The 16,806-nt window shown below is 58.7% G+C and carries 7 protein-coding genes; all 7 read right to left on the bottom strand.

Annotated elements, in window-relative coordinates:
* Positions 1-3: 3 nt before the first annotated feature.
* The 7 genes from AC19YS_RS14805 to AC19YS_RS14775 all read right to left on the bottom strand — a co-directional run bounded on the left by AC19YS_RS14805 (position 4) and on the right by AC19YS_RS14775 (position 16,589).
* Positions 4-714 carry a flagellar hook-basal body protein gene (locus AC19YS_RS14805; protein WP_200624689.1) on the bottom strand — a complete coding sequence of 237 codons (711 nt, stop codon included), beginning with the start codon at positions 712-714 and terminating at the stop codon, positions 4-6.
* Entirely contained in the window at positions 711-2,792 is a 2,082-nt protein-coding gene (locus AC19YS_RS14800; protein ID WP_200624688.1) for a flagellar biosynthesis protein FlhA, read from the bottom strand. Before AC19YS_RS14800 ends, AC19YS_RS14805 begins: the two co-directional genes overlap by 4 nt.
* On the bottom strand, positions 2,789-3,862 hold the full coding sequence (locus AC19YS_RS14795; protein ID WP_200624687.1) for an EscU/YscU/HrcU family type III secretion system export apparatus switch protein: 1,074 nt from the start codon (positions 3,860-3,862) through the stop codon (positions 2,789-2,791). The genes AC19YS_RS14800 and AC19YS_RS14795 overlap by 4 nt, the downstream gene beginning before the upstream one ends.
* Positions 3,859-4,602, bottom strand: a complete 744-nt coding sequence (locus AC19YS_RS14790) for a flagellar biosynthetic protein FliR (RefSeq protein ID WP_200624686.1) — start codon at positions 4,600-4,602, stop codon at positions 3,859-3,861. The genes AC19YS_RS14795 and AC19YS_RS14790 overlap by 4 nt, the downstream gene beginning before the upstream one ends.
* 2 nt (positions 4,603-4,604) lie before the next feature.
* The gene (locus tag AC19YS_RS14785; protein ID WP_200624685.1) at positions 4,605-4,868 is read right to left on the bottom strand and encodes a flagellar biosynthetic protein FliQ; all 264 of its coding nucleotides are present in this window, start codon (positions 4,866-4,868) and stop codon (positions 4,605-4,607) included.
* Between the two features lie 298 nt (positions 4,869-5,166).
* Positions 5,167-5,601 carry a tetratricopeptide repeat protein gene (locus tag AC19YS_RS14780; RefSeq protein WP_200624684.1) on the bottom strand — a complete coding sequence of 145 codons (435 nt, stop codon included), beginning with the start codon at positions 5,599-5,601 and terminating at the stop codon, positions 5,167-5,169.
* A gap of 5 nt (positions 5,602-5,606) precedes the next feature.
* The gene (locus AC19YS_RS14775; RefSeq protein ID WP_500602147.1) at positions 5,607-16,589 is read right to left on the bottom strand and encodes a hypothetical protein; all 10,983 of its coding nucleotides are present in this window, start codon (positions 16,587-16,589) and stop codon (positions 5,607-5,609) included.
* Positions 16,590-16,806 lie beyond the last annotated feature (217 nt).

The raw sequence follows: 16,806 nt of genomic DNA, 5'->3' as shown, positions 1-16,806 counted from the left end.
TGGTCAGTCCTTGCCCAATTGATTGATCCCGCTGTTCAGCAACCCGTCGTAGGCCGACAAGGCGCGCTGCAGGGTTTCGACGTGTCGCGACACTTCCATCATCTTCACCATATCGGTGCCCATGGCCGCGTTGGAACGCTCCAGCGAGCCTTGGTGCACCACATACTGAGTGGCCGGTTGCCAGGCGCCGTCTGCCGAATAGAGCCCGGCGCCACGCGAAACCAGATCACCCGCGCGCGCAATATGCACCAGGTTGAGCTGCCCTACCGGCGCGTCATCCACGCTCACTTCACCCTGGCTGCTCACCTTGATCACGCCGCCGCCCACCTGGATCGGGCCGCCCTGGCCGAGCACCGGGAAGCCCGCATTGCTCACCAGCAAGCCCTGGTTATCCACGCGAAAACGGCCGTCACGCGTGAGCGCCGCGCCTTGCGGCGTATGCACGGCGAACCAGGCGTCGCCCGACAACGCCAGGTCCGTGACCCGCCCGGTGTACTGCAACGCACCACCGTCGGTGTTGATCGAGGTTTGGGTGTGCAGGCCATCTAGCCCGACGGCCACACCCGAGGCCGGTTGTTCCAAGGCCTGCACGCTGAACGCGCGCCCGGCCTTGTAGCCGGTGGTATTGGCATTGGCGACGTTTTGCGACACCTCTTTCAAGGTATCGATATCGCGCTGGATCACTCCAGCCAGTTGCATGATCATGTCGCTCATGCCGTCTCCAGGCTGGGGAACCCAGGCAAATCAATCATTCCGGCCGAGGTCACACGCGCATGCTGGCCGACTTCATTTACCGACAGCACCGCCATATGCGGCACCGCCCGTGACATGAAGGCGCGCAACACGCGTCGTAATGGCGCGGCACACAGCAACACCGGCTGCTGGTTGTCGCTCAGTTGGCGCTCGGCTTCGCGGGCTACCGTGGTCACAAAGCGCTCCAGTTCCTGGGCCGGCAGCAATGCGCTCTGCTGGCCCTCACGCGGGCGGGAGGCGGCAAGCATATAGCCTTCCAGTTGCGGGGCGATCGTGAGCACATTGAGCTCGCCATTCTTATCCACCAACCGCTCGTACAACGCAGCGCCCAGTCGCTCACGGACGCGCTCGGCCAAGTCTTCGGCGTTTTTTTGCGTGCGCCCGGCGTCCACCAGCACCTCAAGGATGGTTTCCAGGTTGCGCACCGGCACTTGCTCGCGCAGGAGCAACTGCAGCACGCGCTGAATATCGGAGTAACTGAGCACTTGGGGAATCAACTCATCCACCAGGCTGCCCAGCCCGGCACGCTTGCTCTCGACCAACCGTTCGGTCTCCGCGCGGGTCAGGAAGTCCGGCGCGTAACGACGGGCCAGTTCCGAGAGGTGGGTGAGCAACACAGTGTCCGGCTCAACCAGGGTGTAGCCGCCCATGCGCGCCGGGTTGCGCAAGGCTTGATCGATCCAGAGCGCCTTGAGGCCATAGGTCGGCTCTTTGGTCTCACGCCCTTCAAGCGTCACCGCCCCACCGCCGGGGTTGATGGCCAGTAACTTGTCAAACTCCAGCTCGCCGTTGGCCACCACCGCGCCTTGGACGCACACCTGATAAGTGCCGGCTGAAAGTTTTTTGTCTGCGTGTACACTGAGTTGCGGCAAGGCAAAACCGTAATCGCGGGCGAACTGTTTGCGCAGGTTGTCGATCCGCAGGCTCAAGGTGCTGGTGGCGGCCAACACCTGCGCGGCCAAGTCATTGCTCAGGCGCAGTTCAAAGGCGTCATTGTTCATCAATGCGTAGATATCATCCGAGGCCGTCTCGGCTTTGGCCGGCGTGTCACCAGACACTGATTCGCCCTTGGCTTTGCGCTGCAACTGGCGAAACGAATAGGCGGCCGCGGCGGCAAAGGCCAGAAACAGCATCAACAACGGCACCAGGGGCAAGCCCGGCAGCATGGCCAGCAGCAACGTTACGAGCGCCACCACCACCAGCGTCTTGGGGTAAGCCGAGACTTGCCGGCCCAGCTCCGGCCCCAGGCGCGCATCAGTGGCCGCGCGGGTAATGATGATGCCGGCGGCCACCGCAATGATCAGCGACGGGATCTGCGTGACGATACCGTCGCCCACGGTCAGCAAGGTGTAGTGATGCAGTGCATCGCCCCAGCTCTGGCCCTTTTGCAAAATGCCCACCGACAGGCCGCCGATGATGTTGATCGCAATGATCACAATCCCGGCAATCGCATCGCCTTTGACGAATTTGGAGGCGCCGTCCATGGCGCCGTAAAAATTTGATTCGCGCTCCAATTGGCTGCGCCGGCGCTTGGCCTCGTCCTGATCGATAATGCCCATGTTCAGGTCGGCATCAATGCTCATCTGCTTGCCCGGCAGCGAGTCCAGGGTAAAGCGCGCGGCCACCTCCGCGACCCGTTGCGCACCGCTGGTGACCACCACGTATTGCACCACCACCAGAATCAGGAACACCACAAAACCGATTACATAATTGCCGCCCACCACATGCGTGCCGATCGCGGCGATCACCTGGCCGGCATCGCCGTCCGCCAGAATCAGGCGTGTCGCGGAGATGTTCAGCGCCAGGCGAAACAACGTGGTCATCAGCAGCAGCGAAGGGAACGTCGAGAAGCTCAAGGGCTTGTCGATATCAAAGGTCACCAGCAACACCAACAGTGCGACGGCAAAGTTGGTCAGCAGCAACAGGTCGAGCAACCAGGTTGGAATAGGCGTGAACAGCACCAGCAAAACGCCGATGACGGCGACGGCCAACAACAGGTCGCTGCTTTCCGCCAAGGCGCGCGTGAAGAACGGCTTCATGGGTTCAGCACCTTGTTGCCGGGCAGCGCAATCACCCAACGATAGACCCGCGCCACATCGGTTTGCGTGCTGTCCGGAATCGCCGAGTCAACCCGCGCCAGTGCGTGCAGGGTACGCGCCAGTGGCGGCCGGCGCAGAATCGGCACCCGGTGCTTGCGCGCCATCTGGCAGATGCGCCAGGCATGCAAGCCGCGCCCGATGGCCAACACCTTGGGCGCCAGCATGCTTGCCGGACGGTACTGCAGGGCCACGGCGTAGTGCGTCGGGTTGGTGATGATCACATCGGCGTCCTGGACCTGCCCCAGGGCAGAGGCCTTTTTCAGCAGCGCCTGCTGAATGCCTTTGCGCTTGGCACGCACCTCGGGGTCGCCTTCGCGACGCTTGTGCTCATCCTTGGTTTCACGCTTGCTCATGCGCATTTGCCGGCCAAACTCGCGCCGCGAATACCACACATCAAACAGCGCGGCGGCGGCCATGATCGACAGCACGGTAAAGCCCAGCTGCATCAGCAATTGCTTGCCGGCCAGGGGCAGCTCCATCGGTGAAACGCTGGCCATACTCAACAGGCGCGGCAGCAGGCTCTGGAACAGGTAATACAGCACCAGCGCAAACAGCCCGCCCTTGACCAGCACCTTGAGCAGTTCTACAAACATACGCCGCGAAAAAATGCGCTTGAGCCCCTGGATAGGGTTAAGCCGCTTGAAGTCGGGTTTGATCGCAAACGCCGAAAACACTGGCCCGCTGAACAACAGGTTGGTCAACACCGCCACCAGCAACAGCGCGCCGATCAGTGGCAAAAAGGCGTACAGCACTTGCCGCACGCTGTAGCCACCCTGCTCGCCCAGGTAACCAAAGCTTGTGCCCATCTGCCCGGCGTTGCCCAGCCACCAATGGGTGTGGGCCGCAATCACGCCGGCAAGCGGCGCGGCGATGGCCGAGAACACCATCAGAAAGGTGATGATCATGGCAAACGACAACAGGTCGGGGCTGCGCGGCACCTGGCCTTTCTTGCGCGCCTCTTCGAGTTTGTAGGGCGTGGCCTCTTCACTCTTGTCCTGTTGATCGCTCATGGCGCACCTGCGGGTGACAGCGCAAAGCGCAAGGCGTTTTCGATCAACAACGGCACGCGCTGAACAATGATCGGCAAGGTCAGGATCAGGATAAAAATGCCGACGCCAAGTTTGATCGGCAGCGACAGGAAATACACATTCGCCTGCGGCATAGAACGTGAGAGCAGCGCAAACGCCATGTCGATCAACCACAACCCAAGGATCACGGGCACCACAATCATGAACGCCAGTAAAAATTGCTGGGTGAGCACGCCCATCACCGGGCCGGAAAAATTCAACAGCGAGACACTGCCCGGTGGCACCGCGACCAGGATCAGGCTGAACACCCGCAGCAAGTCGTGATGCAGGTTCAAGGTCACAAACAGAATGCCCAGGGTCCACACCAACACTTCGGCGACCAGGCCGGTCATGTTCGAAGTACCCGGGTCGAAGACGCCGGCGGCGTTCAAGCCGATCTGCGTGTCGATAAGCTTGCCGGCCATGTCCAGCCCGGCATGGGCCGCGTGAAAAGCAAAGGCCATCAACGCGCCCAGCATCAACTCACCCAGCACTGACGACAGGCTCAGAAGCGGCATGCCCACCCCATTCAAGGAAATGGCCAGGACGGCTGACAACACCAATGCGAGCAGCACCCGAACCGTCATGGGCAAGCGTGAGAAAAAGATAATCGGGGCGACAACCACCAACGGCGCCAGCCTCATGGAGATGAGGAACAGGCTGGCCAGGTACGGCGTCAACACAGCTAGAAACCAGCGGCTTGAGTAAGGGCACTGAGCGCGAACTGCTTGAGCATCGTCAGCATCCAACTGCCCAGCACCAACAGCATCACCACGGTGATGATCAGTTTAGGAATAAAGGTGAGGGTCATTTCCTGGATCTGCGTGGCCACCTGAAGAATGCTGACCAACAGGCCAACGATCAGGATCGCCAAGAGCAAGGGCGCGGCAACCATGGCTGCAGTGAGCAGCGCTTCCTTGAGCGCGTACAGCATGAAGTCCTGTGTCATCCATGTCCCCAGGCAGGCGTTTGGCTTGGCCGGAGCGAGTGTGTCACTCGTAGATCCGTGGCGATTGGCCATTATTTATCGGTAGATAATAGCCAGATCAGAAATGGGACGACAAGGGGGGCGAAGAATAAAAATCAACAATATTTAAAAAGAACAGGTGAGTCTTTGATGGACGAGGACGCCAGCTTGACTCCGACGGGCGTTACAGATGCACTCGTGTTCGCTTCAAGCTTTGCTCAGGCCACGTGCAAAACCGCACCTGAGCTAATGCTGAGTCGTCGCTGATCATTACTCTGTATCAGAGTATGGCACGCGTTTTCAAAAAGCTCAGGTAGTGCGAGCTTTCATTCGCGAAAATCTCTGGTCCCGCCCCCATGTAAGCGCGCATCAGCTCGTCCGCTGCGCGATCCTCTTGTCCTTCATCGAGATAAACCTGCCCAAGCCGCAGGTGCAAAAATGGGTTACCGACGCCTCCGGGACAAGTCATTGCATACTCCAATGCATCACGCGCAGAACCTTTGTAACCAGATAAAAAACATGCATCGGCTATCGCGGCCAAAATCCAGGTAGAGGCCTCCCAGTCATTTTTGGGTTCGGGAATTAACTGCCAGGCGTTATTGTACTGAGCTACTGCCTCCTCATATTTTTCTTCTTCAGCCAATGCATCACCAACACGTGAATAGTCTTTTATTTTTTCGTGTAAATCTGCATCAAGCTCCAGACTCGTACTCATAACGATTACCTTCTAAGCAGTGTGAATTCTGGGGTGTTAGGTGGTAGGTACATTTGGCGTAATAAAGCACCTTCAGAACGGTTCTGAGAGCTCGGCTGCAGCACATAATTTTTCGAATCGAGCATAAACTTTCGAACCTCTGGCGCTTTGGCTCCATAACTTCTACCTGTGCTGTTCCACCAGGAGACGGCATCAACAACATGCGCCATATCTACTTTGGAGTCTATCCGAACCAGCTGGCCCCCCTCCAGTACCAGTTGTAAATTGTTAGGGTTTCCGCGTAAGAGAGGCCCTTCACCTACGATCAAGCCGTCCGCCCGCATGCGTTCCACTACCTCTCGACCTGTTCGGGAATATTTATCCGGAGTCGCCCCCATATATAAAAACCTGGCACTCGCGGCCTTTGCTCCTGAAACGGAAAGCTCTGTGGCACCCATGACCGGCGATGAAATGGGGACGTCCAAATCACCTAAGACGACTCTGTCGATTTGCAGCGCACGTGGCAGTAAAGCGTCGACCTTGTCAACCATTGTAATCGCTGCGGGCGTTAACATGCGCCCACCCATAGCGCCCATAGGTCCAAACTGTGCACCGAGCACCATCAGATCGGTACTGGCTTGTTCGAAACTTCGATTACTGATCGCCGCCCAAGCAATCGGTGTGACGTTTGCCCCAGCCCACAATGCGTTTAAGCCCTTAGCCCCAATATTGTAAACGCTAGCGCCTGCAGCATTTGCCAAATCCAAGGGGAGGAAACCAGAGTCCTTCAATTGATCATTAGTACTTAAAAGGTCTGTATCGCTATTAACCGAAGCTGAAAACCATGGGCGAATGCCTGATTTTTCACCAAAAACAGATTCATATAAACCGCTTTCAAGAACCCCCCCGTTTGCACGAGCTCTCCTAGACAAATATTTCAGATCGTCACTGGTTAACGTATCAGGATACTGCCCACTATCAAGTATCCTCTGGAATTGGTTGTCCGCTAGAGAGGCTGTAAGTTGTTCAATTGAGTCCGTGCTGCGTTGAATTTGGTGCAACATATAGTCACCTAGCGTATTCCCAAACGCGTCGGCTGCCACTTGCCCGAAATCAGGTTGAGCACCTCCAAACCACTTATCTTTCAAAACCGCTGAAGCATAAGCACTGACTTGCCCACGCACCGTTGAACTCACTACTCCCGGGCCGTTACCACCGACGTACCCGGCAACGGCAGCTCCGACCGCAGACGCCGCAACATTGCGCCAACTGAACGAGTTATCCAGCCCCACCACCCGGCTGGCGATCTGGCTGTTGGCATAGTTGAAAGTTCCCAGTGCCGCGTAGCCGGTGCCGTAGGTACCTCCAGACTTCATGGCTTCTGCCGCAGTGCTTGCCCATGAGCCCAGAGTGCCAGCCTGCGCCAAGGTGCCAAAACCAGAACTAATTCCTGCTGTCAGCCCGCCGAGCGCTACTTGCTTCCACGAAAAATCATCCACGACTCCCATGGCCCTGCCAGCCAACTGTGATGCCGCGCTTCCAACGACACCACCCAGTACCGCAGCCCCTAAACCAGCCCATCCGGCTGCGCCCGACAGTACTGCTGCTCCCGTCAACGCGAGACTGCCGACAGCGGTTGAGCTTGCAACAGCAGCGGCCACTGGGGCGGCCGCTCCGGCAGTCAGAACCGTGGCAACCACTGCCACTACCACCATGACGACAGTGGCAAGACCGCTGCTTTTCTTTTTCTTCGGTTTGGGTGGCGGGGGGGGAGGCAGCGGAGTAGGTGTTGTATCGCCTATAATTTCATCGGCGCTATAAGGTTTAAAGGTAGTGGCGTCATTGTGAGTACTTCCAACTATATTAGGGATGCGCAACGTGGTACCCGGAACAAGATTACTGCCAGGATCAATCGCATTGGCATCTGCAATGAGGTACCACATAGCCGAATCGCCCCACACCAACTGGGCAATACTTTTGAGCGTGTCACCTTGACTAATAATGTAACTACTCGACGTCCTGGCAGGATAGTCAGGTGAGATTGGTTTCAGGGTATCTGTAATTTCAGGAACACTGGCACTCCCCACATTCGCGACAGCCCCACCTTGAGAGTAAATATAGTTCTGATACGCCCCATTCCCATCTTTCCAAGCAATAATCTGACCTTCCGCATTTGTGGCGAATCCTCGCACCTCGCCTGCTTGCGTAAAAATAAAAAGAAGATCTCCTCTACCAGAATATATCAGAGACGTTTTTCCGGGTTGACTAGCTTGCGTCGATACAACTGTTGTACCACCCTCTTTATAGCTATCGAACAACGCATATCGCTTACTGTATGAGTTTTGAAAGCCCACCGTAAAACCATCACTATTATAAACAACAGTTCTATACGCAACTTGATTCCCAACTGAGTCAAACATCCCGCTCTCGCCAAAATAACTGGCTTGAGACAGGCGTTGATTACCCCCACTTACAACATATGAGGTCTGACTTATAAGCTGGCCATCACCCCGATAACTGTATGCGTTCCCCCCCGTTGCCACCCCGCCCGAATAATTAGTCTGCGAATCTTGCTGCCCTAGAAAATTGTAGGTATTCGCAAACTTCAGCACGGCAATACCTGCCGCCTGAACAGGTGCTGTACTACCACCACCTAACGCACGAACCAACTCCCGAGTTCCGAGGCCCAGCACCTGCCCCAGGTCATTATAACCATACTCAACGCGCTGATATATATCCGTTTGCCCAGAGGTTCTATCCCATACTTCTGAAGTATATCTGCGGCCATTGACGTCATAGGTGATAGCTTGCCCCTTTGCCTTAGCGCCTTGCTTCCCTGCTATTATGGCACCCTCTGCCAGCATGCCATTGTCAATGGTCACCCTACCTTCCAAGTCATACTTGTACCACTTATCAATAATACTTCTTGCATTACCAGCGGCCGTCGTATCCATGTATGCGCGACGCCGATTCCCCAATTCGTCGTAACTATAAGAAAGTACATCAATGCGTGCAGAGTTATCCCCGCCCGGATTGGTCGCACTCTTCAAGCGCGAGGCCTCATCAAACGAAAAGCGATTATCTGAAGTCCCTACAGCTTTAAATGCCCCCCAAAGCGGGACGTCTATCCAATTACTATTTACTTCCCTAACCTTTGCTGAGGACAAATCATAATGGTAAGACGTTACACGCCCGTCCGCCCCAAACTCACTACTCCAATAAAACTTATACTCCGCCCCTTTAACCAAACCATTTGCATAATAACTGTATGTGAGTTTATCGGGAGCTATTTCATAGTCCGGCACATCTTCCCAGTACCCTACCCCAGTACTGGTTTCGGATGCCACCTGACCAAAACTTGTATAGGTATACGTAAACACTCGCCCCTTAAGATCTTTATGCCCTACGAGTCGACCATAAACCCCCTCATCAAAAGTCCAACTAAGATAGTTACCTAACCCATCAGCATCCTTAACTTTTCGACCAAATTCATTATATTCAGTTATTTTCTCTACCCTAGACTCGCTCCGCGTCCTTACAATATTCCCTCGTTCGTCGAAAAGGGTGTAACGCACATTACCAGCCACACCTGAAACAGTACTGGACCCGTTTGTGTTTGCAGTACTGACCAATGTCTCTTCAACCGCACTGCTCCCACTGATCTCACCGACCAACCGCCCCGCCTGGTCATACTGGTTAGTCAACAACGTCACGGCGGCGCCATTGCGCACAATCCCATGGCTGACCTGACGATTCATCGCGTCATAACCGTCCACCAGCACCACGCCCAGTGCATCCTGGGTGGCCACACGGTTGCCGTGAACATCCATCAAATAGGTGCGCGCATAACCCAGCGCATCGATATCACGCAGCAGTTCGCCCACTTGGTTGTACTGATGCTGGCGTGTACGCAAGACGGTGCTGGTAGGCACACCGGCATACGGCCCCACCAGGTCGACTTCCTGGATCAGTAGCCCATTCAGGTCATAACGTTTTTCATGGATCAGGCTGGCACGGTAGCTGGTGCCGTTTTCGCGCAGGATGTCGGTGACCGGCAAGGTTTCCGTCAGTTGCTTGTTGTTGTGATCGTAGGTGTAGGTGGTGACGTAGCCGCGCGCGTCGGTGCGGGTCAGCAGGTTGCCCCAGCGGTCGTAGCTCTGGCGAATGATCGGCGTGGCCAGTGTGAGGTTGATGTTGTTGAGGGTGTCGGCGTTGATGTTGGCTTCAAACGCCGGCAGGTGTTGTTCCAGTGCACGCCCGAGTACGTCGTAGCGGGTGTAGGTGATGCGATCGTCTGCGGCGGTGTTGACGTCGCCGAGTTGGTTGCTGCGGCTGGCCTTGGCATTGAGGTCGTAGTCGACCTGGGTGATGCCTTGGGCATTTTGTTGCTGGGTCGCGCGCCCCGCCTGGTCATAGACATAGCTGGCTTGCAGGTAGCCGTTGAGCAACTGGCTGGTAACCTCGCCGAAGCGGTTGTACACGGCTGAGTTGGTGGTGGTTTTTTGCGAGTTGTCGGCGGCGGTGTACCAGTCGGTGGTGGACAGTTGTTGGCCCAGCACATCGTAGGTATAGCCACGACGAATGGTCTGGATGCGCGTGAGCGCCGCGCCGCCCACCGTCCAGCCACTGAGTGTGATTTTGATCTGGCGGCTTTCCTCCACGCGCCGGCCGGCCGCGTCGACCCTGTAGGATTGCTCCGAGCCGCTGGCATCGATGTTTTGCACCTCGTAACCCGCCGCGTCAAAGCGTGTGCGGGTGACACGGGTGGCACCGGCTTGCTGGTTGCCCGTCGAATCCACACCGGCACTTTCGGTTTCGCTCACGACCTGGCCGAACGCATTGAGGGCGTAGGTGGTGGTGGGTGACGCATAGACGATCCCGGCCGCAAAAGGGTCCACTGCGCCGTTTTTCGCCGTGGCGCGGGCGGGTTCGACCAGCCGCACGGTTTGCCCCAGGGCGTTGTATTCCGTGGAAGTGACGTTGCCTGCCGCGTCCACCACTGCACGTACGTTGCCCACGCCGTCGTAGTGCATCTGGCTGACCATCAGGTTGCCCACCACCGCCACGGCCGACGCCGCGCCGGACTGGCCATTGATGATCTGCTGCCAGTACCGCACGCCTTCCTGGGTCACTTGGTTCAAGCGGCCCATGGCGTCGTATTCAAAACGTGTGCTGCGGTCGTTGGCGCTGGCCGGCGGCGGGCTTGGCGGATTGCTGTCTTCCCAGCCGCTCAGGCCTTTGGCGTACTCGACCTGCCGGCTGACCTTGCCCAGGATGTTGTATTCCAGGCGGGTGTAGTTGCCTTGACCATCGATGCTGCCGATGCGTTGGCCGGCCTGGTCGTAGTAGTACACATTGCTGGCGCCGATCTGTACGGTCACGCCGTTGGCGTTGCGCGCGATCAGGGTTTCGCGCACCAATTGGCCCAGGACGTTGTAGCTGTACAGCGTCGTGGGCGATGCGGTGATCAGGCTCGACGTGGCACTGTTGCCGGTGAAGGTGTAAATGCCTACCGCATCCTGCTGCACCGCTGTTTTGCGCCCCAAGGCGTCGTAGGTGGTGGTCAGCGAGCGGTCTTGTGCAGGGCTGGCTATCAGGGTGGCGCTGGTGAGGTCGCTGGCCGTGTAAAACCCGGTTGCCGGCACCGCGGCTGCCAGGGCATTAGCATAGCGTTTAGTGGTCAGGCGATTGCCTTGGGCATCGTAGGTGTAGGCCATCACGCCCTTGAGTGGATCAACGTCATGGGTCAGCCGCCCGAGGCTGTCGTAGACCTTGTAGCTGTCCACAAAGTCAGTGCCCGGCGCGCCGGTGTTGTTGACCCGTACGCGATTGCGCACGGCATTGCCCAAGGCATCGTAGGTCACGTCCGTGGTGACCTGCAGTGTATTGCCGGTGCCGTCCCAGGCTTGCTGATAGGCTCCGGTGACTTTGTTGTACCAGCCCGGCGCGGTGACCTGCACCTGGTGGCCGACCGCGTCGTAGGCATACCCGGTGGTCCTGGCCTGGCTCAGGTCATCCGCCGCCGGGTCGGCCGCCAATGCACCGCGCAAGCGCCCTACGGTGCGACTGGTGACATTACTCAACGCGTCATAGGTGATACGCGTGACTTGCAGTACCGAGCGGGTGCTGACCACTCCGTTGATATCGATGCTCGACACCGCAACGGCCGGGGTTATTTCCTCGACCAGACGGTTCACGCTGTCGTAGCGATAGTTCCACACCGCGCCATTCTTGTTGGTCAAGGTGGCCCGATTGCCCACCGCATCGTAGGTGTAGGACTCGGTCTTGCCGGCCACATCGGTCACGCTGCTCAGTTGCCCGGCGGCGTCGTAGACCGAACGTGTCGCGTAGGCCAGCGCCCCGAGGCTGGTCAGCGCCGCTGTCACGCCGTCGAAGGTGCGGGGCGTGCCAGTGGGCATGGCCTTGTCGTAAATGCGGCTTTCGGTGATACGCCCCTGTTGGTCATACAGGGTTTCGGTGACCTGGTTGAGCGCGTCAATGGTAGCCCGCACCCGGCCCATCTGGTCATAGAGATAGCTGGTGACCTGGTCCTTGGCACTGGCGCCGACTGGAATACTGGCCGGCGCGTTGCCCAGGGCGGCCAAGGTGGCAGGGCTCAGCGCGGTGGCGAAGCGGGTGGTGCTGGCCAGCCGGCCATCGGGGTCATAAGTGTTGCGGGTGACGCCGCCAAGGGCATCCACGGTGTCTGTCAAATGCCCGGCACTGTCATACACATACCAGGTGCTGTTGCCACCGGCATCCAGCTTGCGCGTGACTTGGTCATTGGCGTTGTAGAGGTATTGCGTGGTGAGGTTGTAGCCGTTGGGATCGATGCGCTCGGCCGTGCGGCGGCCGAGGTTATCGAACACATACAGGATGACTTGCTGGTACGAATTGGCAGTGGTGCCGCGTGCCACCTGGACCTGCCGACCAAAGCCGTCATAGGTATAGGTGGTGGTCAGTTTGAGGCCGTTGGGGTCTTGCACCACCGTCAGCAACTGCCCCTTGCGGTCGTAGGCATAGTCGGTGATACGTTGACCGGCCTCGGTCGTGCGCACTTTGCGCCCCTGGCCATCAAACACATACTGCGTCGCCACCCCAGCGGCATCGGTGCGGCTGATCATGCGGTTCGCCGCGTCGTAGCCGTAGGACGTCACCCGGCCCGCCGCATCCGTCACGCTCAACAAATGCCCGACACCATCGTAAGCACTGCTGGTGGTACGACCGAGGCCGTCGGTACTGGTGAGCTGTTGGCCGTTTTTGTCGTAGCTGAAGGCCTGGGTGATGCCTTGGCTGTCGGTGACGGTCAGGGTTTGGCCATGACGATTGCGCACGGTGGTCATGGCCAGGCCGTCCGGCGTGGTCACCACCAGTGTGCGGGTGCTGTCGTTGTAGCTGTAAGTGGTGATCAGCCCGCGCGCGTCCTGCTCGCGCAGCACTCGCCCAAAGGCGTCATATTCACGGCCCTGGGTCTGGCCGAGAGGGTCGCGTTCAACGATCACACGGCCATTGTCGAGGTAGTCGGTGCTGCTGATCTGCCCTCGCGCATCCATGCGGTGGATGACGTGCCCAAAGGCGTCGTAGACGCTGCCGGTGCCGCGCGATAAGCCGTCGACATCTTCTGCACGCCAGATCATTTCACCGCGCTTGTTGTAGGAGCGGTTTTCAACGATCGTCGCGCCGCTGGCGCTGATGCGCAGGCTGCCGGTCTGTTCGCCAAACAGGTTGTAGCCGAAGCCAACGGCATTGCCCAGCGCATCGATGCTGCCTGCCAGCAAACCGGAGGTGGTGTAGGCGTAAAAGCTGCGATTATCGTTGTTGGCATCGCGAATGGCCTGCACCAGTGCATTCACTTGCAGCGTCAACAAGCCTCCCGACAGTGACGCAGTGGTGGCCGCACTGAGCCGGTTGGTGAGGGTCGAGCGTTCGCTGGCATCGCCGAAGGCGGTGTAGCGGGTTTCACTGACTTCGCCCAAAGCGTTGATCACGTGGGTCAGGCGCCCCGCCGCGTCGTAATAGGACAGCGTGCGGTTGCCCAATGCATCACTGGCGCTGGCCACCCGGCCGGCAGCGTCATAGCGATAGGTGAGGCCGTATTGCGCGTAAACCGCAGCCACTTGGGCATCGGTCATGCCGACTGTGATACGGCCAGACGCCTCGCCCAGCAGCTTGCCAAGGGTTTGCCCGAAGGCGTCATAACGCGTGAGCGTGCTGCGCGCTTCAGGTGTACCCTGCGCCTGGGTTTCGCGCACCAGGCGCCCGGCGGCGTCATACTCGTAGGCCGTTACCGTGCCGTCGGTGGCCGTGCGCTGGGCCACGCGCCCCTGGCCGTCAAACGCGGTGGTAGTGGTTTGCCGCGCGCTGCCGGACACGGCGGCCTTGAGCGTGGAGAACCCGGTGTTGCCGGTGACCGTCGCGGTATAGACGGCCGCATAGCGGACGGTTTGCTGGGTATTGGCGGCTTCGTCGAAGACTGTTTCGGTGACGAACTGCTGTTCATCGAGGCTGCCGATCTGCCGGCCAGCCGCATCATAGAAATACCAGCTCGACAGGCCGCCACCGTCACCCGGCCTTAGTTGGTCGAGCGTGCCGGTGTCGCGGCTGGCGGCAGCGGTGGCGGTGGCGTAACGAACGGTCTGAACCAGCCGGCCAGCGGCGTCATAGCGGTTCTCCCGCAGGTAGCCTTCGGCATCCAACTGCCCGGTCTGGCGCCCGCCGGCATCATAGAAAAACCGCGTGATGCGATCCGCGCTCTGCTGCTTCACCAACTGGCCAAGGCCGTCGTAGCTCAGAGTTGTCACCAAGCCCGACGGCGCGGTGGTGGTGCTCAAACGCCCGGCGGAGTCGTAGGTGAATGTGGTGATTCGATCATCACCATGGGCCGCAGGCCGCACTTGCGCTACCAGGGTCACAAAGACATACGTACCGTCGTACCCGCCGGTGGTGTCGATCAAAGTAGCGTAGCGTTTTTCCTGAATCCGCTGCCCGGCTTCGTTGTAGACAAACTCTGTGACGGCCCCCAGGCCATTGATCTGTGCGCTGACCCGCCCCGCTTCGTCGTACAGCACGTAAGAGCGTACGCCCGTGGCGTCCTGGACCATGGTTTGCCGGCCGGCTGCGTCATACACATACAGCGTCGAGCGCGGCGTCGCATTGGCGGCGGTCTCGCTTTGGGTGATCAGCCGGCCCAGGGTGTCGTAGGACTGGCTGACGGTCAGCCCTGCGCTGTTGGTGGTGGTGACCGTGCGATTGAGGCCGTTATACACCGTGGTACGCGTACCGGTTGCATCGGTCTGGCTGAGCACACGGCCCATGCCGTCATACACCAGCGATGTCAACTGCGCCTTGGCGTTTCGATCCGCCCCACGCACCGCCAGCGTCTGCAGTAATTGGCCGTGTTCGCTGTAAATGAACTCGGTCACGTTCGCGGCACCGTCGAGCAGGCCAGCGCCATTGGCGGCGACAGCGGCATACACCACGCGGCGGCTGAGGTTGCCGCGATAGTCGTAACTGAGCTCGGTCAACGTCGAACGGGTTTTATCGCGTGCCGCCGCCCAGGTGTTCAACGCAGACTCGGACAGCCCATCGGTGGGCACCAGCCCCGAAAGCACGAACGACGCATCCGCGTAGCTGATTTCCTGGGTACGCAGACCATTGGCGTTATAGCGATACTCCACCACCTGGCCCGCGCCATCCACGGTAAAGCGCAGGCGGTTGCTGCTGTCATAGGCGTAACGCGTGACCTGGGCGCTGCTCGCTGGCGGTTCGGTCCAACCGCTGCCATTCCAGGTGGCCGGCACGCGATAGCGCACCTCGTTGAGCAGTTGGTTGTCGGCGCTGTAGCTGCGCGTGAGGGTGTTACCTGCGCTGTCGCGCTCCAGGATCCGGTTGCCATTGGCGTCGTAGCCATAGCTCACCGAGTTGCCACGCCCATCGACGACCTGGGTGACATTGCCGTCGGCGTCGTAGCTGTAGCGCGTGGACAGACGCTGGCCATTGATGGCCGGCGTGCGTACCTCGATCAGTTGGTCCTCAGAGTCGTAGTAATAGCTCCACTGCTGCCCCAGCCCGTTGAGCACATCGGTGCGACGATTGACCGTGTCATAGCTCAAACGTGTAATGCCGGAAGCGTCACTGACGATGCTGACGCGGTAATCAGAACCCACTTGTTCATAGCCGAAGTTAACAGTGGTTCCATCGCTCTGTGTGATACCAGCAATGTAGAAACTCGACTCAAAGTACGTATACGACGTGGTATAGACATTGCCTTCGGCGATGCTGTTGTCTTGCGGGCTAAGGTCGGTGCTGACACTGGTCAGACGGCCCAGGCCGTCATAGGTGTAATACACCTGGCGCGTCAATGCCTCACCGGTCGAACGCCGCGTGTCCAGGCGCTCCAGCTTGCCGGCGGCGTTATAGTTGAGCACCAGCTCCTGACCGGAGCTGTCCTCGACGTTGTTCAAACGTCCCTGGGGGTCATAGCTGTAACTGATCCGGGTGCCATTTGCATCGGTGGTGGATACCAGTTGGCCGTTCCAGTTGTAACGTTCAGTGGTGCGCCGTGAACCATCGGTCCATACCACCTGCCCTGCTGGGTCGTCCCACGTGAGGGTGTCATGCGCACCATCACCCTCGGCCGACTGATAACGCGTCCCGTCCCAGCGATAGAGCGTTTTGTGGCCATCGCCGGTGACGCGGACCATTTGACTACCGGCCGTGTTCAACGCGCCGACCAACTTCACGCTGCGCTCGGCATCCCACCGCCAGCCATCGCCATCTCCGTCGCTGAAATCGCCTCGGGTGTTGTAGGTCCGGGTATGCAGCAGATCCTGGCCAAGGCCGGATAATTGCTCATCGGTAAATCGCAGGACCAGATTACCGTTGCTGATATTGACCAGTGCCTGTCCACTCGACTGACCGAGGCTGCCCTGACCCTGCGAACCGCCGCCCAGCGAGTTGAGCGAGGTATTGAACAGACCCAATCCATTGCCGGCAACGATCGCTACCATTTCCCTGACTCCCCGACCCAACTGAACCGACGTGGCGGTTCCAAGACAATTTGGCTGTCCGCGAACGCGGTAAATCAGCCCCTCTGTCGGTACTTATGCGTCGATTTCGAGAAATGTTTAGGGCTAATGGAATTATTTTTGTTTCAATCAAAAATCGCCTTTTAACCCATGACATTGAGTAAACGCTGAGGCAATAATCCCGGGCAATGCCACGTAT

It is taken from the genome of Pseudomonas sp. MF08831 (genome assembly GCF_059862645.1).
This window is presented reverse-complemented; position numbering and strand designations above follow the sequence as displayed.

Bases quoted from the DNA above. Each gene is read 5' to 3' on its own strand.
- AC19YS_RS14805 (WP_200624689.1), bottom strand. From the start codon at position 714: ATGAGCGACATGATCATGCAACTGGCTGGAGTGATCCAGCGCGATATC.
- AC19YS_RS14800 (WP_200624688.1), bottom strand. From the start codon at position 2,792: ATGAAGCCGTTCTTCACGCGCGCCTTGGCGGAAAGCAGCGACCTGTTG.
- AC19YS_RS14795 (WP_200624687.1), bottom strand. From the start codon at position 3,862: ATGAGCGATCAACAGGACAAGAGTGAAGAGGCCACGCCCTACAAACTC.
- AC19YS_RS14785 (WP_200624685.1), bottom strand. From the start codon at position 4,868: ATGACACAGGACTTCATGCTGTACGCGCTCAAGGAAGCGCTGCTCACT.
- AC19YS_RS14780 (WP_200624684.1), bottom strand. From the start codon at position 5,601: ATGAGTACGAGTCTGGAGCTTGATGCAGATTTACACGAAAAAATAAAA.
- AC19YS_RS14775 (WP_500602147.1), bottom strand. From the start codon at position 16,589: ATGGTAGCGATCGTTGCCGGCAATGGATTGGGTCTGTTCAATACCTCG.